This window comes from Natronomonas sp., assembly GCF_046483325.1.
Classification (GTDB): Archaea; Halobacteriota; Halobacteria; order Halobacteriales; family Haloarculaceae; genus Natronomonas.
The window spans coordinates 23,229-48,190 of the sequence record NZ_JAWODL010000001.1 but is presented as its reverse complement, the minus strand read 5'-3'; the positions used below and the strand labels follow the sequence as shown (position 1 = coordinate 48,190).

At 65.2% G+C, this 24,962-nt stretch carries 26 protein-coding genes; 15 read left to right on the top strand and 11 right to left on the bottom strand.

All coding sequences use genetic code 11. The annotated features are described in order from the left end of the window. The 7 genes from R6U53_RS00235 to glmS form a co-directional block, all read left to right on the top strand. Positions 1-307 (top strand): poly(R)-hydroxyalkanoic acid synthase subunit PhaE (locus tag R6U53_RS00235; protein ID WP_410320369.1); only part of this gene is annotated, 307 nt, incomplete at its 5' end. After that, positions 304-1,608 (top strand): alpha/beta fold hydrolase, encoded by a 1,305-nt coding sequence (locus tag R6U53_RS00230; RefSeq protein WP_410320368.1) that lies wholly within the window; start codon positions 304-306, stop codon positions 1,606-1,608. The genes R6U53_RS00235 and R6U53_RS00230, both read left to right, overlap by 4 nt. 310 nt (positions 1,609-1,918) lie before the next feature. Then, positions 1,919-2,716 carry an esterase/lipase family protein gene (locus R6U53_RS00225; RefSeq protein ID WP_410320367.1) on the top strand — a complete coding sequence of 266 codons (798 nt, stop codon included), beginning with the start codon at positions 1,919-1,921 and terminating at the stop codon, positions 2,714-2,716. Positions 2,717-2,874: 158 nt separating this feature from the next. Continuing rightward, positions 2,875-3,315, top strand: coding sequence for a mechanosensitive ion channel domain-containing protein (locus tag R6U53_RS00220; RefSeq protein ID WP_410320366.1), 441 nt, complete (start codon positions 2,875-2,877; stop codon positions 3,313-3,315). Positions 3,316-3,410: 95 nt separating this feature from the next. Then, a complete protein-coding gene (locus R6U53_RS00215) occupies positions 3,411-4,628 on the top strand; it encodes a CBS domain-containing protein (protein ID WP_410320365.1) in 1,218 nt (405 codons plus the stop codon). 254 nt (positions 4,629-4,882) lie between these two features. Then, positions 4,883-6,043: a sugar phosphate nucleotidyltransferase gene (locus R6U53_RS00210; protein ID WP_410320371.1), complete on the top strand. Its 1,161-nt coding sequence runs from the start codon at positions 4,883-4,885 to the stop codon at positions 6,041-6,043. Then, on the top strand, positions 6,043-7,860 hold the full coding sequence (gene glmS / locus R6U53_RS00205) for a glutamine--fructose-6-phosphate transaminase (isomerizing) (RefSeq protein ID WP_410320364.1): 1,818 nt from the start codon (positions 6,043-6,045) through the stop codon (positions 7,858-7,860). The genes R6U53_RS00210 and glmS overlap by 1 nt, the downstream gene beginning before the upstream one ends. Before the next feature lie 56 nt (positions 7,861-7,916). Here the strand turns inward: glmS and R6U53_RS00200 are convergent, their stop codons facing one another. The 3 genes from R6U53_RS00200 to R6U53_RS00190 all read right to left on the bottom strand — a co-directional run bounded on the left by R6U53_RS00200 (position 7,917) and on the right by R6U53_RS00190 (position 12,233). Beyond that, positions 7,917-9,401, bottom strand: coding sequence for an HTTM domain-containing protein (locus R6U53_RS00200; protein ID WP_410320363.1), 1,485 nt, complete (start codon positions 9,399-9,401; stop codon positions 7,917-7,919). 92 nt (positions 9,402-9,493) lie between these two features. After that, positions 9,494-11,479 carry an aconitate hydratase gene (locus R6U53_RS00195; RefSeq protein WP_410320362.1) on the bottom strand — a complete coding sequence of 662 codons (1,986 nt, stop codon included), beginning with the start codon at positions 11,477-11,479 and terminating at the stop codon, positions 9,494-9,496. A 142-nt stretch (positions 11,480-11,621) separates the two neighbouring features. After that, positions 11,622-12,233 (bottom strand): translation initiation factor IF-2 subunit beta, encoded by a 612-nt coding sequence (locus tag R6U53_RS00190; protein WP_410320361.1) that lies wholly within the window; start codon positions 12,231-12,233, stop codon positions 11,622-11,624. A gap of 103 nt (positions 12,234-12,336) precedes the next feature. On the opposite strand from R6U53_RS00190, the gene R6U53_RS00185 reads away from it, so the two are divergent. Further along, positions 12,337-12,687, top strand: coding sequence for a dihydroneopterin aldolase family protein (locus R6U53_RS00185; protein WP_410320360.1), 351 nt, complete (start codon positions 12,337-12,339; stop codon positions 12,685-12,687). A gap of 77 nt (positions 12,688-12,764) precedes the next feature. Further along, entirely contained in the window at positions 12,765-13,163 is a 399-nt protein-coding gene (locus tag R6U53_RS00180) for a DUF5790 family protein (RefSeq protein WP_410320359.1), read from the top strand. Positions 13,164-13,174: 11 nt separating this feature from the next. On the opposite strand, the gene R6U53_RS00175 is transcribed toward R6U53_RS00180, so the two are convergent. The 3 genes from R6U53_RS00175 to R6U53_RS00165 form a co-directional block, all read right to left on the bottom strand. Next, positions 13,175-14,224, bottom strand: coding sequence for a trypsin-like peptidase domain-containing protein (locus R6U53_RS00175; RefSeq protein ID WP_410320358.1), 1,050 nt, complete (start codon positions 14,222-14,224; stop codon positions 13,175-13,177). A gap of 216 nt (positions 14,225-14,440) precedes the next feature. Continuing rightward, positions 14,441-15,211 carry a hypothetical protein gene (locus R6U53_RS00170; protein ID WP_410320357.1) on the bottom strand — a complete coding sequence of 257 codons (771 nt, stop codon included), beginning with the start codon at positions 15,209-15,211 and terminating at the stop codon, positions 14,441-14,443. 88 nt (positions 15,212-15,299) lie between these two features. After that, positions 15,300-15,758, bottom strand: coding sequence for a PaaI family thioesterase (locus tag R6U53_RS00165; protein WP_410320356.1), 459 nt, complete (start codon positions 15,756-15,758; stop codon positions 15,300-15,302). 101 nt (positions 15,759-15,859) lie between these two features. Between R6U53_RS00165 and R6U53_RS00160 the strand changes: the two genes are divergently transcribed. From R6U53_RS00160 to R6U53_RS00135, 6 genes are all read left to right on the top strand, one after another. Continuing rightward, complete coding sequence (locus R6U53_RS00160) at positions 15,860-16,147, top strand: hypothetical protein (RefSeq protein ID WP_410320355.1); 288 nt, start codon at positions 15,860-15,862, stop codon at positions 16,145-16,147. A gap of 68 nt (positions 16,148-16,215) precedes the next feature. Next, positions 16,216-16,647 carry a universal stress protein gene (locus R6U53_RS00155; protein WP_410320354.1) on the top strand — a complete coding sequence of 144 codons (432 nt, stop codon included), beginning with the start codon at positions 16,216-16,218 and terminating at the stop codon, positions 16,645-16,647. A 59-nt stretch (positions 16,648-16,706) separates the two neighbouring features. After that, the gene (locus R6U53_RS00150) at positions 16,707-16,889 is read left to right on the top strand and encodes a DUF5786 family protein (RefSeq protein ID WP_410320353.1); all 183 of its coding nucleotides are present in this window, start codon (positions 16,707-16,709) and stop codon (positions 16,887-16,889) included. A gap of 62 nt (positions 16,890-16,951) precedes the next feature. After that, positions 16,952-18,184, top strand: a complete 1,233-nt coding sequence (locus R6U53_RS00145) for an MBL fold metallo-hydrolase (protein ID WP_410320352.1) — start codon at positions 16,952-16,954, stop codon at positions 18,182-18,184. A 45-nt stretch (positions 18,185-18,229) separates the two neighbouring features. Beyond that, complete coding sequence (locus R6U53_RS00140) at positions 18,230-18,799, top strand: 5' nucleotidase, NT5C type (protein WP_410320351.1); 570 nt, start codon at positions 18,230-18,232, stop codon at positions 18,797-18,799. Positions 18,800-18,851: 52 nt separating this feature from the next. Next, positions 18,852-19,676: an aldo/keto reductase gene (locus R6U53_RS00135; protein ID WP_410320350.1), complete on the top strand. Its 825-nt coding sequence runs from the start codon at positions 18,852-18,854 to the stop codon at positions 19,674-19,676. A 10-nt stretch (positions 19,677-19,686) separates the two neighbouring features. Here R6U53_RS00135 and R6U53_RS00130 read toward each other — a convergent pair whose 3' ends face one another. The 5 genes from R6U53_RS00130 to R6U53_RS00110 all read right to left on the bottom strand — a co-directional run bounded on the left by R6U53_RS00130 (position 19,687) and on the right by R6U53_RS00110 (position 24,804). Continuing rightward, complete coding sequence (locus tag R6U53_RS00130; protein ID WP_410320349.1) at positions 19,687-19,968, bottom strand: DUF6360 family protein; 282 nt, start codon at positions 19,966-19,968, stop codon at positions 19,687-19,689. A 60-nt stretch (positions 19,969-20,028) separates the two neighbouring features. Further along, entirely contained in the window at positions 20,029-20,907 is an 879-nt protein-coding gene (locus R6U53_RS00125; RefSeq protein ID WP_410320348.1) for an esterase/lipase family protein, read from the bottom strand. Between the two features lie 154 nt (positions 20,908-21,061). Then, complete coding sequence (locus R6U53_RS00120; protein ID WP_410320347.1) at positions 21,062-21,307, bottom strand: FeoB-associated Cys-rich membrane protein; 246 nt, start codon at positions 21,305-21,307, stop codon at positions 21,062-21,064. Positions 21,308-21,436: 129 nt separating this feature from the next. Then, entirely contained in the window at positions 21,437-24,055 is a 2,619-nt protein-coding gene (locus R6U53_RS00115) for a valine--tRNA ligase (protein WP_410320346.1), read from the bottom strand. Between the two features lie 137 nt (positions 24,056-24,192). Then, positions 24,193-24,804, bottom strand: a complete 612-nt coding sequence (locus R6U53_RS00110; protein ID WP_410320345.1) for a TetR/AcrR family transcriptional regulator — start codon at positions 24,802-24,804, stop codon at positions 24,193-24,195. Between the last annotated feature and the right edge of the window lie 158 nt (positions 24,805-24,962).

Below are 24,962 nucleotides of genomic sequence, written 5' to 3'. Positions count from 1 at the left end.
GTTTCGGGACCTGTGGCTCGATGCGGCCAACGACGCGTTCAAAAAGGTGATCTCGACGGACACGTTCGCGGCGATGACCGGACAGACCGTCGAAGACGCTCTCGACTTCAGACGGATGGCCGACGAGAACGCACAGGAGACGCTACACGAGTTGGGCTTTGCGACCGAGCGCGACGTTCGGGAGGTCGGCGAGCGACTCGTCGAACTCGAACGTCGCGAAAAGAAGGTCCAACGGGAGCTCGAACGACTCGACGAGGTGGAGCGGAAACTGGATCGCGTGCTCGAGCACCTAGGGGACGGAACATGAGGAACCCATCCGAGACCGCGTTCGACCTCCAGCGGCAGACGTGGGAGAACGCCTCGGACTTCGTCGAGAAGCTCTCTCACGTCGACGACGCGAATCGGAGCATCGCGGAGGTGGAGGTCGGGGAGACGCCGAGCGAGGTCGTCTACGAGGAGAACAAACTCGAACTCCTCCACTACGAACCCAGGACCGAGGAGCAACGGGACGTGCCGATCCTGTTCGTCTACGCGCTGTTTAACAAGCCGTTCATCCTCGATCTCCAGCCGGATCGATCGGTGATCCGAACGTTCCTCGATCAGGGATTCGACGTGTACATGATCGACTGGAACGAGCCGTCGCTTTTGGACCACGCCCTCGGGTTCGACGATTACGTCGACCGGTACCTCGACAACTGCGTCAACGTCGTTCGCGAACGCTCCGGACGGGACGCGATCGACCTCTTCGGCTACTGCATGGGCGGGGCGATGTCAGTCATCTACGCGGCGTTGTATCCCGACCGGGTCCGAAACCTCGCGCTGATGGCCGTCTCCGCGAGCCTTCGGGACACGGATAGCGTCCTCGATCAGTGGGTCGGGGACGGCTTCTTCGACGTACAAAAGCTCGTCGACACCTACGGGAACGCGCCGGCGGAGTTCGTCGACGCCGGCTTTTCGTTGCGCGAGCCCGTCCGGGACAACCTCTCGAAGTATCTCCGCTTCTTCGACGGCATCGAAGAGGAGGACTTCGTCGAGAACTTCGCTCGCATGGAGCGGTGGGTCGACGAGAGCATCGACATCCCCGGGCGGGTGTTCGTCGAGTTCGTCGAGACCGTCTACGACGACCAGAAGATCTACAACAACGAGATGTACATCGACGGCGAACACGCCGATCTCAGGGATTTGGATATGCCGATCGCGCAGATCATCGGCAACTACGACCACGTGGTCCCGCCGGAGGCCCAACGGAAGTTCAACGAGGTGCTCCCCGATCGAACCGCGGTGTTCGAGTCGGACACGGGACACATGGGACTGGCCGTTTCGGGACGCGCCCACGCCGAACTGTGGCCGGACGTCTGTGCGTGGTTCGAGGAGCGGCCGACGGTCGATGGGACGGACGATCAGTCGACAGACGAACCCGGGACCGGCGACGGTCTCGAAGAGATCGACGGGATCGGACCGGCCTACGCCGAACGGCTTCGGAGGGCCGGCACGGAGACCGTGGCCGACCTCGCGGAGGCCGAGCCGGATGCGCTCGCCGACGCGGCCGGCGTCCCCGCGAACCGTCTCGAAGGGTGGATCGAGCAGGCACGGATACGGAGTTCATAGCGCTGAGAATGGAGTTCGCCGCCGACGGTCGGCGAAACGTCCGCGTCGAGAGGCGAAGTTACGAGATGTTCTCATACCGCAGCATATAAATAATAAACTATCGTTATAGAAATCAGACGTGTACGGATTGATAAGCGATACCGCCGCGATCGGGAAAGTCGAGCCGTTCGACCGCACCGACGGCGACGGTATGCGGTTGAGGGGGCCGTAGACCGTGTCCACGGGCGCGTCCCCACAGGGGTGGCCGTTCTCGCCGACGCTGTTCCGCATTATGCGACGAATTCGTCGCTCGCGGCGGAACGGCGGGTGCGTGGCCGACTGTGACCACGACCGGACCGACGACAGTCGGCTCCCGTGGTCGACCGACGGCGCCTACGGCGGCTGGGGGGGCCGGGCGTTCCACGGCGTCGGCGAACCAACGGGGACGTTCGGGGGAGAGCGCGAAGCGACGCCCATCGTGTTCGTTCACGGCACCCAACGCGACGCCTGCGACTGGGAGGAGCACGCCGAGTTCTTCTTGGAGCGCGGCTACGGCGGCGACGACCTCTGGGCGATCACGCTGCGGAACGGCGCGTCGACGCACCCCGAGATGGCCGACCAACTCGACGACTTCGTCGGGCGCGTTCGCGAGCACACGGATGCGGACACCGTCGCGATCGTCGGCCACAGCCTCGGCGTTACGGGCATCCGCTACTGGCTCGCGACCAAGGGACGCTACGAGTGGGTCGAGACGGTCGTCGGTCTCGCCGGTCCGAACCACGGCACGGTGTTCAACACCTGGTGTAGCGAAGCCGGGATGGTGACCGACGAGTATCGGGTGAGCCCGTTTTTGCGGGCCGACTACGAAACGCTCGAGAAGCACCCGCTCGCCAGCCTGAACGCCGACGAGACGCCGGGCGACGTCGACTACTACACCATCCGCGGGACCGAGGACGCACTCTACTGGCGCTGTGCGCGAAGTCCCGAACTCGACGGGGCGACCAACGTCGCCATCGAGACCGGTCACGACGGCGTCCGCACCGATCCGGCCACGAAGGAGTACCTGTTCTCGTGGATCACTGGCGAACATCCGTACGACCTCCGCCACCAAGTGAGCGTTTCGCGCTAGTCACGACAAGTACTATCACGGTCGCGTCCCCGGAAAGCGTATGTCGCTTCAGATCGCGACGTGGATCGTCCAGCGAACGTTCAACGAGATCCTCGAAGGGATCGAGACCGCGATTCCCGCGGCTCGTTTCCGGAATCGTGTTCGCGACCGTGGCTTACGTGGCGATTCGGCTCACTTTGACCACACTCGGCGCGGTCCTCCGTCGGTACTATACCGGCCGACAGGAGCTCGTCGCACAACTCGGCGTGACCGTCGTCGGGATATTCCTGTGGTTCGGCGCGGCGCTCGCGTTTTTGAAGATCGTCGGCTTCGGAGATATCGCGGCGAGTCTCGGCACCGCGGTCGGCTTCATCGCGCTGGGCGTCTCCTATGCGCTCTCGGAGATGATAGCGGACACCGTCGCCGGGGTATACCTGCTCCGGGATCCGGACTTCGAAGTCGGGGACAGAGTCGTCGTCGGAAATACGGAGGGAACGGTCAACGCGAGCGAACTGCGAAAAAGTCGGTTCGCGCTGGACACGGGCGATACCGTCGTCTTGGCGAATCGGGACGTCGAATCGAAGCGGATGCGGCGAGCGAACGAGAAGACGGGTGAGTAGGTTCCAGTCGGTGGGTCGACACGACCGGGATTACCGGAAAGTGAGACGGTGGGGTAAAGATAACCGTCCGGCGAACATATTTTTATATACCATCTATGGACATCGCCGACATTCATTCGACGGACTTCACCGAATTCGACATCGGGGCACCGCTCTCGAGGGTCGCCGGAGCGTTCGAGAATCAGGGACTGGACGCCGTCATCGTCACCGACGGAGACGACTACCAAGGTATCGTCAGTCGCCGACAGCTGGCCACCTCGTCGAATCAGCCGTCCGCGAAGGTCGGCACGCAGGTACAACACGTCCCGACGGTCGAGCGCACGGAGGACGTCCGGGAGGTCGCACGGCTCATGATCGGCAGCGACGCCAAGACGCTGCCGGTGTTCGACGGCGGGGAGATCGTCGGTGTAGTGACCGCGGACGCCGTCCTCGACGCCGTACGGCCGTATCTCGACGCCGTCACTGTCGAGGACGCGTACACCTCGGAGTTGACCAGCGCGACGCCGGAGACGACGCTGGGGAAGGCGCTCAACACGCTGCGTGAGGCGCACATCGCCCACCTCCCGGTCGTCGAGGGGACCGATCTCGTCGGGATAGTGAGCCTCTACGACGTCATCGATTTCACGACGCGTGACGAGCGCAAGAGCCAGGGCGGCTCCTCGGGCGGCTTCGGCGGACGTGGCGGCGGGAGCCAGTCCGCGGGCGGACCCTCGGGCGGCTTCGGCTCCCGCGAGGGGGACTCGGATCGGATGCTCGATCTCCCCGTTCGGAACGTCATGTCCGAAACCGTCGAGACGATCCGACGGAGCGCGCCGCTCGACGAGGCCGTCGAGGCGATGCTCGGCCGGGGGATCTCCTCGCTCGTCGTTACCGACGAGGACGACGACCCGGTCGGCATCGTCACCAAAACTGACGTTATCGAATCGCTCACGTGGGGGCAAGACGACCGCCGCGGGGTACAGGTGTTCGGACTCGATCTGCTCGACGATATGAGCTACGACGACGTGGCGAACCTGATCGAGGGGATCACCTCGAAGTACGGGGACATGACGGTCGTCAAAGCCAGCATCCAACTCCAAGAACACAAAGAGCAGACCCGGGGCGTCCCGCTGGTGTTGGCTCGAATCCGATTGGTCACCGATCGCGGCTACTTCACCGCCGACGGGGAGGGGTACGGCGCATCGCATGCCATTCGGTTGGCCGCGAACGCCATCGAACGGCAGGTGCTCAAGGGGAAGACGTACGGGCAATCGAAAAAGCCGATCGGGCCCGAGGAGCAACGACAGCTCTACGGCTGGTGGCTCGGCGGATGAGGCTGCCGCCGACGCGTCAAGCCGACTGAGAGGCGCGGCGGTGAGGCGTAACTCGGGGCGGTAGTCTCGGCATACCGTCTCGTCAGGAGCTACCAAACGAGTCAGGCTCCGTATTACAATGTCTGTAAACTTCCTCCGAAGAGACGATGAATCAGCCTTCCGAATCGATAAAACAACACGGACGTGTGGATATCTCGGATGCAGGGGCCACAACGTCACTCGACGAGGATGCTCGGACTCCGGCGTCACTCGACATCGCGGTCGTGCTGGCCGCCGGGGAGGGGAGCCGGCTGTGGCCGTTGACGACCTACCAGCCCAAACCGATGCTTCGCGTCGGGAACCGCCCGGTCCTCGAGTACGTGCTCGACGCGCTGTGGGAATCGGGAGTCGCACGCGTCGTCGTCGTCATCGGTCACGGGAGCCACCGCGTACAGAACCACTTCGGCGACCGACACCGAAGCGTCGAACTCACGTACGTCACACAGGAGACGCAACTCGGGAGCGGTCACGCCCTCGAACAGGCCGCCACCGAACTCCCGGAGGAGTTTCTCGTCGTGAACGGGGACACCGTCGTCGACAATCGGATGATACGCGAGACGGTACGCCACTACCGCGAGACCGACTCCGCGGCGTGTCTCGCGGTCGCGACCTCGGGCGAGCCGCACGGCTACGATCGGGTCCGAACGCGCGGGGACGAAGTAACCGGGATCGACGAGCCGAACGGCGTCACGTCGGCCCGGATCAACGCCGGCCTGTACGTCTTCGACCGCCGGGTGTTCGACGCGCTCGAACGAACGCCGTTCCGGAACGGCGAACGACCGTTGCCCGCGGCGCTCGATCGGATCGGCGGCCGCGTCGTCGCCGCGGTCCCCGAGGGCGTCTGGTACGACCCCTCCTATCCGTGGGAGCTCCTGTCGGCGACCGAAGCGCTGTTGAGCGGCCATCCGGAACTCAACCGGGACGACGCGATCGACGCGACGGCACGGATACACGACTCGGCCGTCGTCGAGGATCACGTCCGGATCGGTCAGGGATCGGATATCCGCGCCGGGGCCGTCCTCGGGCGGGGAACGTGCGTCGACCAGAACGTGCGGGTCGGACCGAACGCGGTCATCGAGCGCTCGATACTCGGCCCGGACGTTCGCGTCGGGGCGAACGTCCTCCTCAGGGACACGATCGTGGGAAGCGGTGCGCGGATCGGCGACGGGACAGTGTCACCCGGCCGCAGCGCCACGCTCGTCATCAACGGCCGCGAGCACGCCGGCCGACGGCTCGGAAGCATCGTCGCGGACAGAGCCGGTGTGGGCGCGAACGTCACGCTCGAACCGGGGGCGCGCGTCGGCGCGGAGGCGACCGTCGGGTCGGGCGTCACCGTGTGTGGGGACGTCCGCGAGACCGCGGAGGTGGTCAGGTAATGTGCGGGATCGTCGCCTGCATCGATCGGAACGGCCGAAAGGGCGCGGTCGGGACGCTCATGACCGGCCTCCATAACCTCGAGTACCGCGGCTACGACTCCGCTGGCATCGCCGTCAAGAACGGGCACGGACTGAACGTCATAAAGCGCGAGGGAGCGATCGACGCGCTGGACGACGCGATCGGGGCGAGAACGCCCGAAGGAACCGTTGGTATCGGGCACACGCGATGGTCGACACACGGGCCGCCGAGCGACGAGAACGCACACCCACACACCAGCTGCGACGGACGCGTCGCGGTCGTCCACAACGGGATCATCGACAACTACGAAGCGCTGAAAACGGCGCTTCCCGATCACGAATTCACGAGCGAAACCGACAGCGAAGTCGCGGCCCACCTCATCGAAGTGGCGCTGGCGGCGGAATACGATCCGGAAGACGCGTTCCGAGAAGCGGTCGAGCGACTCTCGGGGAGTTACGCGCTCGCGGCGGTGTTCGACGACGGAGACACCATCTACGCGACCCGCAACGGCTCGCCGCTCGTCCTCGGCCGGTCGTCGGAGGGCTACTACCTGGCCAGCGACGTGCCGGCGTTCCGCGAGTTCACCGACGAGGTCGTCTACCTCCACGACGACGATATCGTCGCGATCGATCCGGACGGCTACGAGATAACCGATCTCGATGGCGAGTCGATCTCGCGGCCGGTCGAGACCGTCGAGTGGGACGCCGAGGCGGCCGGCCGCGGCGGCTACGACCACTACATGTTGAAGGAGATCTACGAACAGCCGACGGCGCTCAGAGGGGCGATTCGAGGGCGAACCGACACGCTCTCCGGGCGGGTGGACATCGAAGAGCTTCCGATGGGATCGCTGGGTGGAGTCGAGCGCGTCCAACTCGTCGCGATGGGGACCTCCTACCACGCGGCGATGTACGCGGAGTCGCTGTTGACCGATCGCGGCGTGCAGGCGCAGACGTACCTCTCCGGGGAGTACGCCACGGCACCGCCGCCGCTCGACGATCGGACGCTCGTGGTCGCGGTCACCCAAAGCGGCGAAACCGCCGACACGCTCTCGGCGATCCGGAGCATCCAGGGGACGGGCGCGCGAACGCTCGCGGTGACGAACGTCGTCGGCTCGACGATCACCCGCGAGTGCGACGACACCGTCACCATCCGGGCCGGCCCGGAGATCGGCGTTGCGGCGACGAAATCGTTCTCCTCGCAGGTCGCGGTGTTGGGGCTGCTCGCCGAGCGCATCGCGGTGGACACCGCCGCCAGCGGCGGGACGACCGACGCGTTCCTCGAAGCCGTCGGGGATCTCCCGACGAACGTCCAGCGGGTGCTCGACACCTCCGACGCCGCGAGCGTCGCCGAGACGTACCACGGTAGCGACGCGTACTTCTTTTTGGGCAGAAGCGTCGGCCACGCGGTCGCCTGTGAGGGCGCGCTGAAATTCAAGGAGATAACGTACGAACACGCCGAGGGGTTCTCCGCGGCGGAACTCAAACACGGGCCGCTCGCGCTCGTCACGCCGGAGACGCCCGTGTTCGTGGTGTTCACGGGACGAAACGACACGAAGACACTCCACAACGCCAAGGAAGTCAGCGCCCGGGGCGCGCCGGTCGTCGCGATCGCATCGGACCCAGGAAGCGATATCGCGGGCGTGGCGGACGCCGTGCTGTCGGTTCCGGAGACCATCCCGGAACTGCGCGGCGTCCTCGCAAACGTGCAGTTGCAACTGCTCTCGTATCACGCCGCGAACCGCCTCGGTCGGCCGATCGACAAGCCGCGAAACCTCGCAAAGAGCGTCACAGTCGAGTGAACGGCGAGGCAGGACGCGACGATCGGTCGGGGGTTTCTCGACGTTGTGGGCACGTTTCATCGACAGTTCCGCTCGACGACCGTGACGCGCCGTGTCTCCTCGTCGCCGCCGTCGGTCGGTTTGAGTCGGTGAAGTCGGTAGACGACCACTCGGCGGGTCGCGTCGTCGACCGCGACCGCCCGCCGACAGCTCCACTCGGCGTACCGATCGGCGAGCTCGCCCGCGTTTCGTGTCGAACGATCGACCGCCGTGAGGAACCGTCGATGTCGAAACGTCTCGTAGGCCGCGTCCGCGTTCGGTGGGCGATCGAACGAGACGGCCCCGTCGTCGAGCGGATCGAACGTCGATCCGTCCGCGCGTTCGGCGACGACGACGTGCCAGCTGTACGATTCGGACGGATCGGGGGCGTACAGCCCCCAGTCTTGTTGATCGAGGTGCTCGGAATGGAGCGGCTCGGGCGGTTCGAGACCGGCGGCGTCGATCCCCGAGAAGGCGAGCATCCATGCGAGGACGGCCGTCGCGAGGAGGGTTGTGAGCGATCGATCGCCGGAGAGACCCGAACGCGAGCGTCGGTGTCCGATCGACGGGGCGAGCGAGACGAGGGGGGACGTGAACCCGGAGAGCCGATCAATTCGGGACAGCCACTCGAGGCGATTCCAGAACGGAGACGTCAAAAAGGGCAGCACCGACGCCGCGAGGGCGAGCGGGAACAGGCCGACCGAGAACGTTGCGGCCATACCGGCGAAGGTCCCGAGATAGACGAACGCAGCGAGCGCTCGGAGACGGCCGACGGCGAACAAAAGGAGCGGAATCGACCCCGCTAAAAGCGCCACCCACGCGTAGTTCAAAGCCGTCAAGAGGGAGGGATATTCGAGTAGTTGCGTCCCGAGCGCGGTCGTCATCGTCGGGTCCGAGAGCGCGAGTTCGAGTCCGTCGCCGGCGTACCAATACTCGCCGCGGTGTTTTTCGACGGCGTTCGTCGTGAACACGACGACCGGTTGACACAGGAGGGCGGCCGTGCCGACGCTCGCGGCGGTTCGTCGCGCGGGGCGCCCGCGCTGGAGCGCGTCGATCGACCACCGTTCGCCGAGCGGCGTCAGGAGGGCGACGAAGAGGAGAACCCGGAGCAGACGGTCGCCACCGTTGAGCACTGCTGGATACCGAACGTGTAGCGAGACCAAGCACAGAAGCGAGACCGATCCGGCGAGACGGGTCCGGTAGCCGAGCGTGAACGCGACGGCGAAGGTGACCGCTAGCGCGAACAGTGCCGCCTGAAACGCGACGGCGTCCGAGAGCGCGTAAACCGAGACCGTTCCGGACGACCCGTGCGTGGCGACGTGGGCGGAGCGAGGATAGACCCCGGCGGCGGTGTAAAACAGGTCGAAGGACCCCGCCCGATTGAGGAGGTCGAACAGGACTATTCCGCCGAGGGCGATCCGTAGCGACGCGAGCGCCCGCGTGTCGACCTCGAAGCGCCGACGGACGTGTCGCGCCGCGATCGCGGAGGCGAACGGAATCGAGTCGCGGGAGACGGGGATCATGGTGAGCGGGCGCGTCCGGCGTTTCGGAGCGTCGGGACGACGATGCCACTCACGGATCGGTCGCAAATAAAAAGTCGGTGCAACGGTCCGTATCAGTCGTCGGCGGGTGCCGCGCCGCTGCCGTCTTCGGCCTGCTTTTTCGTGTGCGAAAGCTTGCCACCGTCAGCGAGGATGCGGCGTTCGCGCTCGGAGGCGTCGAGGGTGGCCGTGAGTTCCCACTCGTCGTTGACGCGGACGGTGAACTCCTCCTGGCCGGAGCGGACGGCTTCGGCGACGTCGTCGACGATCTCGATATCGTCGCCCTGCTCGATCTTCTCGTAGTCGTCGGCGTCGATCTCCAGCGGGAGGAGACCGAAATTAAAGAGGTTCGCCTTGTGGATGCGGGCGAAGCTCTGTGCGAGAACGCCCTCGATGCCGAGATACATCGGGCACAGGGCCGCGTGCTCACGCGAGGACCCCTGGCCGTAGTTCTCGCCGGCGACGAGGAAGCCGCCGTCGCTGTCGAGCGCGCGCTGAGCGAAGTCCTCGTCGACGCGCGAGAGCGTGAACTCGGAGAGTTTCGGGATGTTCGACCGGTACATCAGGATGTCCTGTGTCGCGGGAATGATATGGTCGGTCGTGATGTTGTCCTCCATCTTCAGGAGGGCCGGTCCCTCGATGTCGGCGTCGAGTTCGTCCTTCAACGGCACGTCGCCGATGTTCGGACCCTTGATCAGGTCGTCGTCGACGGCCTCGTCGGGAGCAATGATGTCGGGGTCGTCCCGTCCCATGCCTTCGCTGTATTTATCCGCCATCTCGAACTCGGGGGCCTCGAGATCGCCGAGCTCGGCGGCGAGATCCCGGGGGTCGACGATCTCGCCGGCCAGCGCCGCCGCGGTGGCGACCTCGGGCGAGCAGAGGTAGACGTTGTCGTCCTCGATACCGGAGCGGCCTTCGAAGTTACGGTTGAACGTTCGCAGTGAGACCGAGTCGGAGGATGGTACGTGACCGATGCCGATACAGGCACCACACGTCGCCTCGGAGAAGTTGACCCCCGCGGCCATCATCTCGGCGGTCCAGCCCTCACGGGCGAGCATCTCGGATGCTTGCTTGGAACCGGGGGCGACGATCATCTCGGTCTTTCTGTCCATCGTACGGCCTTTGAGCATCTTCGCGCCGGGGAGGATGTCCTCGTAGGCGCCGTTCGTACAGGAGCCGATGATGACCTGTTCGACGTCCGTGCCAGCGACCTCGCGGACGGGAACGACCTTGTCGGGCATCGACGGGCAGGCGATGAGCGGTTCGAGCTCGGAGAGGTCGACCTCGATCGTGTCGGCGTATTCGGCGTCCTCGTCGGGCTGGAGGTCGACGTACTCGTCCTCGCGACCGATGCGGGAGAGCCAGTCTTTCGTCTTCTCGTCGGTCGGGAAGATCGAGGAGGTGGCACCGAGTTCCGTGCCGAGGTTCGTGATCGTCGTGCGCTCGGGGACGGTCAACGACTCGACGCCGGGACCGGTGTACTCGAAGATCTTGCCGACGCCGCCCTTGACCGAGAGTTCGCCGAGCAAGTGGAGCGCGACGTCTTTGGCGGTCGCCCATTCGGGAAGTTCGCCTTCCAGGTGAACGTTGACGACTTCGGGCATCTCGATGTAGTAGGCACCGCCGCCCATCGCGACGGCGACGTCGAGTCCGCCCGAGCCGATCGCGAGCTGGCCGAGGCCGCCGGGCGTCGGCGTGTGGCTGTCCGAGCCGAGGAGCGTCTTGCCCGGCGCGGCGAAGTTTTCCTTGTGGACGTTGTGACAGATTCCGTTGCCGGGGCGGCTGTAGTAGGCCCCGAACTTCCCCGCGGCGCTGCGGAGGAACCGGTGGTCGTCCGTGTTCTTGAAGTCGAATTGATACGTCTGGTGGTCACAGTACTGGGCGGCGAGTTCCGTCTGGACTTCGTCGAGGCCGAGCGCCTCGAACTGCAGCCACACGAGCGTCCCAGTCGTGTCCTGTGTCAGCACCTGATCGATCTCGATACCGATCTCCTCTCCGGTTTCGAGTTCACCTTCGACGAGGTGGTCGTCGAGAATTTTTTCGGTAAGCGTCTGTCCCATATCGTCCGTTAGTCGATTGTCCACGGATATAAATCCGGCGTGTTTCGCCCCGCATCCGGCGGTTTGGCAAGATTCGCGCGGAACGTATGTCGGATTTTAGTCGCTAATCGGCCTATATAATGAACGATCGTTCAGAAATAGCTCACGCGAGCCGAGCGAATGCGAGATTGCCGCTGGTGCTCTCGATGTAGATGTCGACGACATCGCCCTTGCTGGCCCCCGGGACGAATATCGTGTAGTCGCCGCGGTGGGCGACACCGTCGCCCTTCCGGCCGGTGTCGGTCACCTTCACGGTGTACGTTTTGCCGGCCTGCACGTCGTCTTGGGTCTGTTGTGCCGTGCTCGTCCGCTTGCTCTTCGAGACGGGGCGGAACGCGCCGCACGCGTCACACCGGAGCATGAGGTTCCGGTTCTCCTGGACGAGGCGGGTATCGGGCAGCCCGCACTCGCTACAGAGGACGTACTCCTCGGTGTAATCGTCGATCACGCGCTCGAAGTCGCGGGCGTCGAAGTTCCCGTTGTACCGGCCGACTCCCTCGTCGAGCTTCCCGGACGTCGCGAGCGTCTGCTGGACGTAGCGGTGGATGTGATCGGTGTCGCGGTTCAGCGCGTCCGCGATCGCATCGAGGTTCGTGAACCGCGTGAACGCGCCGTCCGTCTGTGCGACCGCGTCAGGGACCGAGAGCCGCTCGCCGGCCGACCCGATATCGGGGACGGCCTCGAGCGCTCGGTCGAGACTCGCTTCGTATTCCATACGCTGTGAACGAGCGTGACGCCTAAATGCGTTCCGAGACGGCGAGCGATCGGGTGGGACGCCGAGGGCGAACCGATTAGTGGTCGGCCGTCCAGCGGTCTACATGGACTCAACGACGCCGGAAATCGCCTGCTTCGAGGCGGGCATCAAGTTCGGAAGCCTCTATCACCAGTTCGCGGGCACGCCCGTGTCGCCGGACAGTAGCGCGAGCCTCGAACGCGCGATAGGGGAGTCGATCGAGAACCAGCCGTTCTGCACCGCCGTCGACGTCGAGATTCTCGACGACAAGCTCGAAGCGGCGCTCGCCGCGCAGTCGGCAGAGTACACGGAACTCACGGGGCGATTCATGAAAGTCGAGATCACGATCGACTACGAGGGGGCGACCGTCGTCGCGTCGATGGCGATGGACGGCGACTACCCGCGGATGAAACTCGATCGGGTCGAGCGCCCGTAGCGGCCCGGCTTGAGGCCGGATCCTTCACTTTCGCTTCGCGGCGTGTTTTTTAACCGCGGGCGCACGAAATATCCGATATGAGTCAGGCGACACTCGACGACGACGAACTGTTCGACGAAGCCGCGACGGAGATGCGCGAGGACGTCGAATCGAGCATCGAGGCGGCGAGGGCGGCCCTCCCCGAAGCCAGCGCCGTCTGGGAGGCCGAGGCGGACAACACGCTCGGCGTCCTCAACGGCCTGAAAGGTGCCCTCGACACCGGCGACGCCGAATCGCACCTCAGAGACGCGAAAAAGTGGTTCGCGATCGGCAAGAAAGCGGACGCCTTCGGGGACGCCGACGACCTCGAATCAGACCTCGCCGAGCTCGGAGAGACCCTCGAACGGATCACTGCGGCTCACGAGCAGGTGAGCGAACTGACGGCGACGATTCCGGAACTGCGCGGACTGCTCGAAGGCGACGAGAACGAAGAGTAGTCCGATCTGGCTCACGGCTCCGGCCGCGCACCGATGCCGACCGTCAGCTCCAGCGGTTCCCCGTCGCGGATCACCGTCGCCGGAACGCGGTCGCCGGGCGAGAGTTCGAGCGCCAGCGTCGTCCCCAGATCGGCGTCCGAATCGATCGCGTTGCCCGCGAGTTCGACGAGAACGTCGCCGCCGACGGGAACCGATCGTCCGTCGATCTCCGTTTCACCGGTGACGCCTCGGAACGTCCCGTCGGCCGGTGTCCCGTCGGCCGTGCCGACGACAAGCACGCCGCGAGCGTCGTCGAGACCGTTCGCCTCGGCGATCGTCGGCGTCACGTCCACGAGTTGAATGCCGAGGAACGGGTGATCGTAATGGCCGGTGCGTATCAGCTCCGGGAGCACCCGGCGAGCGAGAAGCGGCGAGACGGCGAAGCCGACGCTCGTGCCCGCGCCGGCGACTGCGACGCCGGTCACGAGACCATCCATCGTGACCAGCGGACCGCCGCTGTTGCCGGGATCCAATCCGGCGTCAGTCTGGACGGTGTTTGGGATCGAAAACCCAGTCTGCTCGTTGGGAAGCGAGCGATTCTTCCCGCTTATGATCCCCGAGGAGACGGAGGATTCGAGGCCGAACGGACTGCCCAGCGCGAGCACCTCGGTTCCGACCGCCGGGATGGAAGCGACGAACGACAGCGGTCGAGCGTAGTCGGGGATGTCAGTCGAGAGGACGGCGAGGTCGGCGTAAACGTCCGTCGCGGTGACGCCGGCGCTCCGCCACTCGCCGTTTTCGAAGCGGACGTCGATCGTTTCGGCGTCGCCGACGACGTGTTGGTTCGTGACGACGACACCGTCGTGGACGAACCCCGAGCCACCGCCGGATTCGTCGCCGACGAAGGCGACCGACCGGATGGTCCGCTCGTACACGGTGGCGTACTGCGAATCGCTGTCGGCCGGCGACTCGAGCGGTTCGATCGGTTCGGGCGGATCCCGGGCGCTGGTCGTACATCCGGCGAGTCCGACAGCGACTCCAGCCGCACCGGCGAGAAATCGACGGCGTGTCTGCCGTTGCATACTGGCTCTACGATTGCATCTCGAAAGTATGTTGGGCTCCGGAGGGGACGGCCACTCGCCGTTAGGTCGACGATGGGACGGCCGAAAAGATAGCGACGACTCCGAGTGAGACGAGTCCGGTGACGCGCTGTATCGTGTCACTGGGGGTGGTGGGCGTCCGAGTAACCCGGTGACCGAACGGTTCGGCCTCGGGCGTGTAGAGCGAGCCTAGGTTGCTTAATCGTCCAGTCGCTGTTGGCGCCAGGTCGTCCGATCGAACATCCGCTCGACCTCCCCCTCCTGTTGGCGGATAGCGGTCGCGGTGTTGAACAGAAACGCCGCGACGAGGATCGTCCCGACGATCCAGACCGCATCGACGACGGTTCGATCGAGAACAGCGAGGCCTCCGGCCAGATCGGCCACGATGACCGCGACGATACAGACGATCGCCGGTAGCAGGTGTCGCGTGATCGCCGAGAAGGTCGTTCCCTCGTGTGCGCGTGTCGTTCGAACGCCGTAGAAGACCGCCCAGATCGACGCGCCGATCCAGCCGACGGCGACGACAGGACGCGTCCACGCGCCGGCGGCGACGTAGCCGATCCACCACGCGGCGATGAATCCGACGATGACGAGACCGTCGATCCACACGGGAAGCAGCCGACCCGAGGCACCGGCGGGTCGGTCGGCGTGATACATCGCACGGAGTCCGAGCGCGATAAAGAGGATAAAAAACAGCACCGCACCCTCGGTGAACGCGGCGATCCAGGCGTACCCGGTCAGATCGGTCGCGATACCGGCGATTCCGTAGACGATCGCGGCGCCGATACCGACGGCTAGATACCCCCATTCGTACTCGAACCCCTCAGCGAGAACGCGGCGGACGTAGATTCCGAGAAAGACGAGCAAGATGGCCGCAGCGACCGCGATCGAGGCGTGTGCGAGAAGTCGCGTGACGAGGACCGTCCCGGCCGGATCGCCGCTGCCGACGAAGGGTGATGTCGCGCCCATAGCTGGCGGTTCGTCCCCGTGGTCCATATGTGTTCGTCCGTTTCCCAGCCCGTGCGACGGCCGACCGAGACCGATGCCAGTAGCGCGATCAGCTCCGAAAGAGCCGGTAGGCGCCCTGTCCGACGGCGACGAGACACTCCTCGCCCTCGTGGGTTCGACTCTCGACCTCCACGGAGGAGACGCCGACGCTGCCGCCGGCTCTGACGACCTCCGCAGTCGCGGTCAGGTCGCCCGCGGCCGGCCGGAGATAGTTTACGTTGAGGTTGATCGTCGCCAGATCGTCGTGTATCGGGTCGGTGAGGTACGGCCGGAGGACGATGCCGCCGACCACGTCGATGAGCGTCGAGGCGATGCCACCCTGCACGGTCGGTGGATCCGTCGGATTGGTGAGTTTCTCGTCGAAGGGAATCGTCGCCACCATCCGCCCGGGGTCGAGACGGTCGACGGTGAAATCGAGCCACGAGAGAAAGCCGTGTTCGGCGTCGAGATACGTCTGGAGTAGTTCCACGGCGTCATCGGGGATATCGCTCGGTTCGGGGGCGGTCATGCCGGGCGATCAGGACGGAATCGGCTTGTAGGCTTGGAGTACGGGCGCGCCGACGTCCGGATCGCCCACACCCTCAAGTCGATCCGGACGCTACGTCGGCCGTGAGCGATCCGGAGATCGAAATCGACGTCGACGCGCTCGTGTCGGGGCTGGAGGCGTTCGGCGGCGACGACGCCGAGCGCCGAGCCGTCGCGAGACACGCCCGCGACCTCGCCGATAGCGGCCGCTACGCCGAGGATGCGGAGATCGAACTCACCGCCGAACACGTCGCCGTGCAACTCGCGGACGCCCCCGAAGGCGGGCCAGCGGACCGCTGGAACTGGTGGATCGGCTCGCTGGAGTTCGCCTACGGCGGGTACGCCGAGTTTCAGATCCGCCGGTTCGGGTGAGCGTCGACTCGTTCTCACTGGCGTAGACCCTCCACCGCTTTAACAGCCTCGGCGTTCATCGTCGAGCTATGACACGGAACGTACTCGTCCCGGTCGACGACTCGAAGCGATCGCTGAAGGCGCTGGAGTTCGCGATCGAGAACGTCCCCGACGCGAGCGTCACGGCTCTCCACGTGATCGATCCGAGAAGTTTTTCCGCGAAGGGGATCGAATCGGGGATCACGACGGACGTGGCACAGCTTCGCGAGACGAGGGAACGAGCCGCCGAAACGCTCATCGAGAAGATCCGCGGGCGCGGTGAGGAGCTGGGGTCGAAGATAGACACCGCGATCGAGACCGGTAAGCCGGCCAGAGAGATCGTCTCCTACGCCGAAGAACACGACGTCGACCAGATCGTCATCGGCAGTCACGGCCGAACGGGCGCGAGCCGAGTGTTGCTCGGGAGCGTCGCGGAGACGGTCGTTCGGCGCTCGCCGGTTCCGGTCACCGTCGTGCGATAGGCGCGCCGGTTCGACGATCCCGAGGTGTTTTTCCGTCGGGAAGCCCTCGATCGGCACGTATGGGCTTCGGTAGTTACGACGAATCCGAGCAGAAGAACCAGAACGTCGACACCGACGACAGCGGTGCGGTCAACGTCCACGAGAACGACCACGACGGTAGCGTGGAGTTCGAGTTCGACGACGAGGAGTCGCTCATCGACCGACTCCAGGAGATGAAAGACGCCGCGGAGGGCGGCGAGTGATCGGGTTCGGCGTTTCATCCGAACCGATGGCTGCAAGCGTTTGGACGGGGTAGCCACCGACAGTGAACGTCCAGTTTCTCGGCGGCGCCGGTGAAGTCGGTCGCAGCGCGGTCTCGATCAACGATACGCTCTTGCTCGATTTCGGGACGAAAACCGACGCCCCGCCGCAGTATCCGGTCGGCGACGTATCCCCGGACGCGGTCGTCGTCAGCCACGGCCACCTCGATCACGTGGGGGCGATCCCCGCGCTGTTGTCCGGCGACGATCGGCCGCCGATCCACTGGACGCCGCCGACGTACGAGTTGGCGATGAGGCTGGCGCGGGACACGCTCAAACTGCGCGGCGGAACGCCGCTGTGTCCCTTCACCGAGGAGGAGCGCAGCCGCGTCACGGAGGTGTCACGGACGCACGGCTACCGCGAGTCGTTCGAGGCGGCTGGCCACCGCGTCGAGTTCTTCAACGCCGGACACATTCCGGGCAGTGCGCACGTCCTCATTGACGACGGGGAGACGCGACTGCTCTATACGGGCGATTTCCACACCGACGACCAACGGTTGGTGTCGGCCACGACGGCTCGCCCCGAGGCCGACATCCTCATCTGTGAGAGCACCTACGCCGACGTCGAGCACGAACCCCGCGAGCGGGTCGAAAAACGGTTCGTCGAGAGCGTCCGAACGACGCTGTGGGAGGGCGGCACGGTTGTCGTACCCGCCTTCGCGATCGGCCGCACACAGGAGCTCATGTTGATCTGTGCGGCGCACGACATCGACTGTTACGTCGACGGGATGGGCGTCGAGGTGACCCGCCTCGTCCGCCGGTATCCCGGGTTCCTTCGGGATCCGGAAGCGATGGCTCGGGCGACATCGAACGCTCGGATCGTGACCGGTCGCGACGGCCAGCGAAAGCGGATCGCGAACGAGCCGACGGTCATCATCACCACGGCAGGGATGCTTTCGGGCGGCCCGGCGATGACGTACGTTCCGGAGATCCACGCGAACCCGGTCAACAAGATCTGTTTCTCGGGGTATCAGGTCGAGGGGACGCCCGGCCGACAACTCCTCGACACAGGGAGCGCCGAGATCGGCCGCCAGCACCTGCAGGTGTCCGCACAGCTCGAACGGTACGATTTCTCGGCGCACGCCGACCGCCACGGACTCCGGACGTTCCTCGATTCATACGCCGACACGCCGATCCTCGTCAATCACGGCGACAGCTGTGCGTGGTTCGCCGAGGAGCTACGGACGGCGGGGTTCGAGGCGACCGCCCCATCGATCGGCGACGGGATCGAGATCTGACGCCGGCGAGCATCATTTAAATCGCTTCGAACCCTAGCGACGGCAATGACCGACCGCCCCCTCCCGACCGGCTCGACGCTGCTCGTCGATCTCGACGGCGTCGTCGCCGAACAGCTCCCCCGGCTCTGTACGTATCTGCGCCACGAGTACGACCACGACGTCGAACCGAACGAGATCGATAGCTGGTCCTACGAGGTGCCCGGCGTCGACGGTCACGTCGGCCACGTCATCGGCGAGTTGATGACCGATCACGCCGAGTGGTACTTCGGCGGCATGGAGCCGCGACCGGGCGTCGCGGAGACGCTCTCGACGCTCCGCTCGGCGTATCGTATCGAGATCGCGACCCACCGGATTCCCGAGACGCACGACGTCTCGAAGGCGTGGCTCGACGAGCACGGAATCGCGTACGACGCCTTTCACGACGAGGTTCCCCGCGACAAGGGTGCGCTCGCGGGCGACGCGCTCATCGACGATTACCACGGGAACGTCGCTAACGCGCTGTCGGCCGGGAAAGCCGGGTTCTTGATGCGACAGCCCTACAGCGATCCGGCCGCCTGCGACGGCGCGCACGTCGTGGAGTCGTGGGACGACGTTCGGACGCTGTTTTCGGTCTGAAATCGCGTCGACCGGCGTTTTATAATCCGTCCGCTCGAAGCCGACACGATACATGAGCACGGACACGTTCGACATCGGCGGCGACCTCACGGTCGACAGGCTCGGATTCGGCGCGATGCGTATCACCGGTGAGAACATCATCGGGGAACCGGACGATCCCGAGGCCGCACGCGAGGTACTTCGGCGTGCGGCGGAACTGGTGGATCTGATCGACACCGCCGACGCCTACGGGCCGGGCGTCAGCGAGCGACTCATCGGCGAGACGCTCGCGCCGTACGACGACGTGGTCGTCGCGACGAAGGGCGGGCTGTTGCGGAACCGCGAGGGCGATTGGTTGCCGCGCGGCGACCCCGATTACCTCCGAAACGCGGTGTTGTGTAGCCTCGATCGGCTTCGAACGGAGAGGATCGACCTCTATCAACTCCACCGGCCCGATCCGGAGGTCGACTTCGAGGCGAGCGTGGCGGCGCTCGCGGAGCTGAAAGACGACGGCGTGATCGAACACGTCGGGCTCTCGAACGTGAGCGTCGAACAGCTCGAGACGGCCCGCGATCACGTCGAGATCGCGACGGTGCAGAACCGCTACAGCGTCGCCGACCGGGAGGAAGCCGACGTGCTCGACGCCTGCGAGGAGCTCGGGATCGGCTTCATTCCATGGTTTCCGCTCGCGGCGGGCGAACTGGACTCGGTCGACGGGCTCGCCGAGATCGCGGACGCACACGATACGGGGGTACAGTCGATCGCACTGGCGTGGCTGCTCGAGCGATCGCCGGTGATGTTACCCATCCCCGGAACGTCGAGCGTTGACCACCTCGAGGCGAACGTCGCCGCGGCCGATACCGAGTTGAGCGACGAGGAGTTCTCCCGGCTCGTCTGATCGAGGCCGGCTACTTGCTCGCCGCCTCGACCTTCTCTGCGTGCTTTTCGAGATCGGCAGCGAGCGAACGCGCCTCGTCGGGCGAGAGCCGAACCGTGTCGGCGTGCGGCTCCAACCGCTCGAGTTCGGTGTTGTCGAGTTCGAGTTGCAAGGAGACGTGATCCGGATCGGTCCGCGGGCTGGTGACGTCCACGACGGCGTAGGCCTCCTCGGTGAAGTCGTGGCCCTCGACCTCGCCGTCGAGGAGATCCAACGTCGTGTACGCGTTGACCTTCATGATGCGGTCGGCCATGTCGGACGAAAGGCGCCGGACAGCGTAAGGATGACGGCGACAGACATCCGTGGAGACGGGCTATTTCGGCGGCGAGACCTGATGTTGGACGTTGTAGGGGTGAGTCCCCGAGACCCACTCGAAGATGTACTCCATGGCCCGCAGGTCCACACGAACGCCGTCGTGGTCGGTTTCGAGCGCGAGGTTGGTCGCCCCCTCAAGCATCGGGCTGTCGGGACAGCGCCAAAAGATCGTGTCCTCGGTGCCGCGAATGGTGTAGTAGTCGACGTCGCCCGGCGTCTCGTCGGCGTTCAGGCTGGCGAGCGGGTGGCCGGGAATCTCGTCGTAGTCGGCGCGGAGGAACCGGTTGCTCCCGTACGGGCCGCGCTGGAGGCCGGTCTCGACGCACCACGTGCTTAGGACGGTGCCGTGGTTCGCGCCCGCGAGGCCGACGAAGGTGTCGACCCACTCGAAGCGGCCGCGGGTCGCGAGCCAGTATCTGAGCCCGGTAACGGCGAGGCTATGGCCGACGACGTCGACCGATTCGGCCCCCGTATGTTCGCGGATATCGCCGATGAAGGCGTCGAGTTGGTCGGCCATTGATTCGTGGCTCGGCGTGCCCTCGCGGAAGGTGATCGCCCAGAGGTCGTCGCCGGTGTAGCCGCGTTCTAAGAAGAACTCGGCGTGTGGCCCCCAATCGCAGGCGTCACGCTGGTTGCCGTGTGCGAAGACGACAGGACGGCGGTCGCTCTCACTCTCGGCGTCGGTGCCGTGATACTCGTGCCCGCCCCACCCGCCGTAGGCGTCCTCGGTCGACCACGGGAGCCGACCATCGTCCATCCGATCGAAGGCACAGCCGACCGCACAGCCGTCGCGTTGCTGTGCGCTCCGGAACTTCCGGACCCCCCGCAGTATGCCCCACGGAACCGACAGCCCTTGTGGTGGTACACCGGTTGACACAGTAGTATATCAAAACATTCCGGGATATTTAAACTTCGGCTTTCGTCGCGCGGTTAGTATATAAACAACTGGGATAATCAGCGTCCGAGGAAAAAATCGGGCGGTTTCGCCACGGTAGGGAGTACATAAACACCTGAGGGCGTTATAGGGCGGGTTAGGGGGTCGGTTCGACGCGCTCGCCTCGTACCGAGACGTAGATCAGTATTCCGAGCAATCCGGGGACCAAGCCCGCCAAGAAGAGCAGTGCGATTCCCACACCCCACTGCCACGCCCAGTCGCTCCCACGGGATTTCGCATCACGGTAGACCCATCGACCGACCAGCCCGAAGACTACGAACAGAATCAAGAAGATGATGATCAACTCGGGACCACCGGGGACTTGTAACGGAAACGGGGACATGGATAGAGCGGTCACACAGAATCGATATAGAGGTTTTCCCTCCAGTAGCCACGCCCGGTCCCGCAGGATCGTTCGGTCGCGCGAACGTGCGAACAACAGTGCGTACACCGCGCGTTCGAACCGGACCGACTACTCGAACACGAGAATCGTCGCCTCGCCCGCGTCGAGGATCGTGACCTCCTCGCCGCCCTCGGCGCGCTGTTCCTCGACGATCTCGAACATGTCCGACTCGACGGTCACCGTCTCGCCGTCGATCTCGAACTCGACGTGACCCGCCGTGGTGAGCTCCGCCTGTAGCTCGACCGGATCGGCCGACTCGAGTTGGCCGACGACCGCGCCGGCCCGATCACGGAAGACGGGACCCAGTTCGCTGTGGTCGACGTCGACGCCGACGGGGACGAGCTCGACGTTCGGCGAGCCCTCCTCGACGTAGACGGGGCCGTTGACGGTGTCGGCGAGGTCGTACGTGTCGAGGGGGCGCTTCTCGTCGAGATACACCTCGACGCGGTCGATGTCGGCGTTGAGCGGTTTCCCCTCGTCGGATTTCCACCCGCGGATCGTCGCGGCGATCTCCGCGATCAACTCGCCGCGCGCCTCGGCGTCGGCGTCGCCATCCGGGAGGTCCGGCCACGCGGAACCGTGGACGCTGCCCTCGGTCGGCAGGTGGCTCCACGCTTCCTCCGTGACGAACGGTGCGAACGGCGAGAGCATACGGAGGGAGGCGCTCAGGGACGTATAAAGGGCGTGTTGTGCGGCGCGTCGCTCGCCGGGGCGGCCCTCGTAGAGGCGACCCTTTATCAGTTCGAGGTAGTCGTCAGCGAGGTCGTGCCAGACGAACTCGCGAACCTTCCGGAGCGCGCTGTCGAAGCGGTACTCGTCCATGTCGGCGGCCACCTCGTCAGCGACGCGGGCGCACGTCGAGAGGATCCACGTATCGGCGTCCCGATAGGCCGGGTCCGCGATCTCGGGGGCCGACTCGTCGACGTGCTCGGACGCAAAGCGCGTGATGTTCCATAGCTTCGTCTGGAATCGGGTCGCGGAGGTGACCTCCTTCCACTGGAATTGGATGTCGGTGCCGGGTTGGCCGCCGAGCGCCATCGCCTGCCGGAAGGCGTCCGCGGAGTGCTCGTCGACGACCGCTTCGGGCTGGACGAAGTTACCGCGGGATTTCGACATCTTGTTGCCGTCGTCGCCGAAGACCATCCCGTTGATGAGCGCCTGCTCCCACGGAATTTCGTCGGTGACCGCGACGGTCCGGAGGATCGTGTAGAAGGCCCACGTCCGGATGATGTCGTGGCCCTGTTCTCGCAACTGAACCGGCTCGAACGCCTCCCCGGGCCAGCCGGCGACGTACATCGCCGAGATCGAGGAGTCCATCCACGTGTCCATCACGTCAGTTTCGCCGATCCACTCCTCGGACCCGCATTCCGGACATGCGCCGACGGCGGGGTCCTCGGCGGTCGGATCGACCGGAACCTCGTCGGTCCCGGCGATCTCGACGTGGCCGCACTCGGCGCACTCCCAGGCCGGGATCGGCGTCGCGAAGACGCGCTGGCGGGAGATGACCCAGTCCCACTCCATCCCCTCGGTCCACTCCTCGAGGCGGGTGTACATGTGGTCCGGGAACCACTCGATCTCTTGAGCCGCTTCGAGGATCTCGTCTTGGTTCACCTCGACGAACCACTGCTCTTTCGAGAGGATCTCGATCGGCGTATCGCAGCGCCAACAGCAGCCGACGGACTGTTCGGTGTGTTCGTGGTCGTTCAGGTTGCCCGCGTCGTCGAGGGCGTCGGCGATCGCCTCCTTCCCCTCGTCGATCGAAAGGCCCTCGAACTCGCCGGCCAGCTCGTTGAGGCGGCCGTCCTCCGTGATGACCGCCCGGAGGTCGAGATCGTGTTCGGCCCACCAAGTGACGTCCTGTTTGTCCCCGAACGTACAGATCATCACCGCGCCGGTACCGAACTCGCCATCGACGTCCTCGTCGGCGATCAGCTCGATCTCCTGGCCGAACAGCGGCACCTCGAAGGCGTCGCCGACTCGATCGGCGTAGCGCTCGTCGTCGGGATCGACGGCCATCGAGACGCAGGCGGAGAGCAGTTCGGGACGGGTGGTCGCGATCTCGATGTCGTCGTTTCCGACACCTTCGAAGGTGATGTAGTAGAGCGTTCCCTCGCGATCCTCGTTTTCGACCTCCGCGTCGGCGATCGCCGTCTCACATCGGGGACACCAGTTGACGGGGTGTTCGTCCTGATAGACGTACTCCGACTCGGCCATCTCGACGAACGAGCGCTGGGTCTCACCCCAGTAGTCGTCGTCCATCGTCCGGAACTCGTGGTTCCAGTCCTGGGAGAATCCGAGCGTCAACATCGTCTCCTTCATCGCGCCGATCTGCGATTCGGTGTGTTCGATACACCACTCGCGGAACTGCTCGCGGGAGACGTCCGTCCGGTGGATGTCGCGGGTCTCCTCGACTTTCACCTCGGTCGGCAAGCCGTGACAGTCCCACCCCTGCGGGAAGAGGACGTCGTCGCCCTGCAGCCGGTGATACCGGGCGGCGTAGTCCATGTAACACCAGCCGAGGGCGTTTCCGATGTGGAGATTGCCTGTCGGGTACGGCGGCGGCGTGTCGATGATGTAGTCCGGACGCTCGTCGTCGTCCGCGTAGCTGTAGACGTCCGAGTCGAGCCACTCCTCACGCCATTTGCGCTCCGCCTCCCCTGGGTCGTAGCTGTCTGGAACCTCACTCATGATTGATCTCGCGTAGACCGATCGGTAGTCACGAAGCACGTGCGCGCGACGAAGAAGGCGCGCGGTTACAGCCCGCGTACTACAGACCGGGTCGCGCTCATACCTCGTGTGCGGCCGTTCCGGATAAAAAGGTTCGCTTACGGCGCGTCGTCGTCGGGGAGGTACAGCGTTTGCTCGGTGTAACGTCGAAGCTCCTCGCGGACGTCCGCGAGCCAATCGTCACCCTCCACGGTGGCATACCGGAAGAACGCCCCCGAGAGCACCGTATGAATCATCCCGGCGGTCCGCTCGGGATCGGCGTCGCGGAAGACGCCCTGTTCGACGCCGGTCTCGACGATGGTCTCGATGCGGTCCTGAAAGAAGGCATCGCTCCGCGTAAAGTAGTCGCGGTAGGCCCGGTTGTGCGGCGCTTGTCCCCGGAGTTCGATGAGCGCCCGGACGAACTGCTGGACATCCGGAGGGGCGTCGACGAGCAGCAGTCGATCGCAGACGGCCTCCATCGCCGCGGAGGGATCGGACGGCGGCCCGGTGTCGGTGTCGACCCGGTAGTTCTCGAGCATGAACTCCAGACACGCGAGGAGCAGGTCGTCCTTGCCGTCGTAGTGGTGGTAGACGAGCGAGACGCTTTTTTCGAACTCCTCGCCGATCCGCTCCATCGTCAGGTCGGCGTAGCCGTGTGCACAGAGCGCTCGGTAGGCCGCGGCGAGGATCTCCTCGCGCGTCGACTGGGGATCCTCAAAGATGTCCATTTCGAACACCTCGGGGGAGCGGGGTAAAGACGGTCCCGAATTCGGTTGGGAACTGGATACCGCGAACGCACCGGGAGGGCGGCGAGGACCACATGGTCGGGAGAGGGTACGGATCACGTTAACGGTTTTGAATAAACGTTCAATCAAAAGCGTTAAAC

Coding starts and splice junctions, on each gene's coding strand:
- R6U53_RS00230 (WP_410320368.1), top strand. CDS start 304: ATGAGGAACCCATCCGAGACCGCGTTCGACCTCCAGCGGCAGACGTGG.
- R6U53_RS00215 (WP_410320365.1), top strand. CDS start 3,411: ATGGACATCGCCGACATTCATTCGACGGACTTCACCGAATTCGACATC.
- glmS (WP_410320364.1), top strand. CDS start 6,043: ATGTGCGGGATCGTCGCCTGCATCGATCGGAACGGCCGAAAGGGCGCG.
- R6U53_RS00200 (WP_410320363.1), bottom strand. CDS start 9,401: ATGATCCCCGTCTCCCGCGACTCGATTCCGTTCGCCTCCGCGATCGCG.
- R6U53_RS00195 (WP_410320362.1), bottom strand. CDS start 11,479: ATGGGACAGACGCTTACCGAAAAAATTCTCGACGACCACCTCGTCGAA.
- R6U53_RS00190 (WP_410320361.1), bottom strand. CDS start 12,233: ATGGAATACGAAGCGAGTCTCGACCGAGCGCTCGAGGCCGTCCCCGAT.
- R6U53_RS00185 (WP_410320360.1), top strand. CDS start 12,337: ATGGACTCAACGACGCCGGAAATCGCCTGCTTCGAGGCGGGCATCAAG.
- R6U53_RS00180 (WP_410320359.1), top strand. CDS start 12,765: ATGAGTCAGGCGACACTCGACGACGACGAACTGTTCGACGAAGCCGCG.
- R6U53_RS00175 (WP_410320358.1), bottom strand. CDS start 14,224: ATGCAACGGCAGACACGCCGTCGATTTCTCGCCGGTGCGGCTGGAGTC.
- R6U53_RS00170 (WP_410320357.1), bottom strand. CDS start 15,211: ATGGGCGCGACATCACCCTTCGTCGGCAGCGGCGATCCGGCCGGGACG.
- R6U53_RS00165 (WP_410320356.1), bottom strand. CDS start 15,758: ATGACCGCCCCCGAACCGAGCGATATCCCCGATGACGCCGTGGAACTA.
- R6U53_RS00155 (WP_410320354.1), top strand. CDS start 16,216: ATGACACGGAACGTACTCGTCCCGGTCGACGACTCGAAGCGATCGCTG.
- R6U53_RS00150 (WP_410320353.1), top strand. CDS start 16,707: ATGGGCTTCGGTAGTTACGACGAATCCGAGCAGAAGAACCAGAACGTC.
- R6U53_RS00140 (WP_410320351.1), top strand. CDS start 18,230: ATGACCGACCGCCCCCTCCCGACCGGCTCGACGCTGCTCGTCGATCTC.
- R6U53_RS00135 (WP_410320350.1), top strand. CDS start 18,852: ATGAGCACGGACACGTTCGACATCGGCGGCGACCTCACGGTCGACAGG.
- R6U53_RS00130 (WP_410320349.1), bottom strand. CDS start 19,968: ATGGCCGACCGCATCATGAAGGTCAACGCGTACACGACGTTGGATCTC.
- R6U53_RS00120 (WP_410320347.1), bottom strand. CDS start 21,307: ATGTCCCCGTTTCCGTTACAAGTCCCCGGTGGTCCCGAGTTGATCATC.
- R6U53_RS00115 (WP_410320346.1), bottom strand. CDS start 24,055: ATGAGTGAGGTTCCAGACAGCTACGACCCAGGGGAGGCGGAGCGCAAA.
- R6U53_RS00110 (WP_410320345.1), bottom strand. CDS start 24,804: ATGGACATCTTTGAGGATCCCCAGTCGACGCGCGAGGAGATCCTCGCC.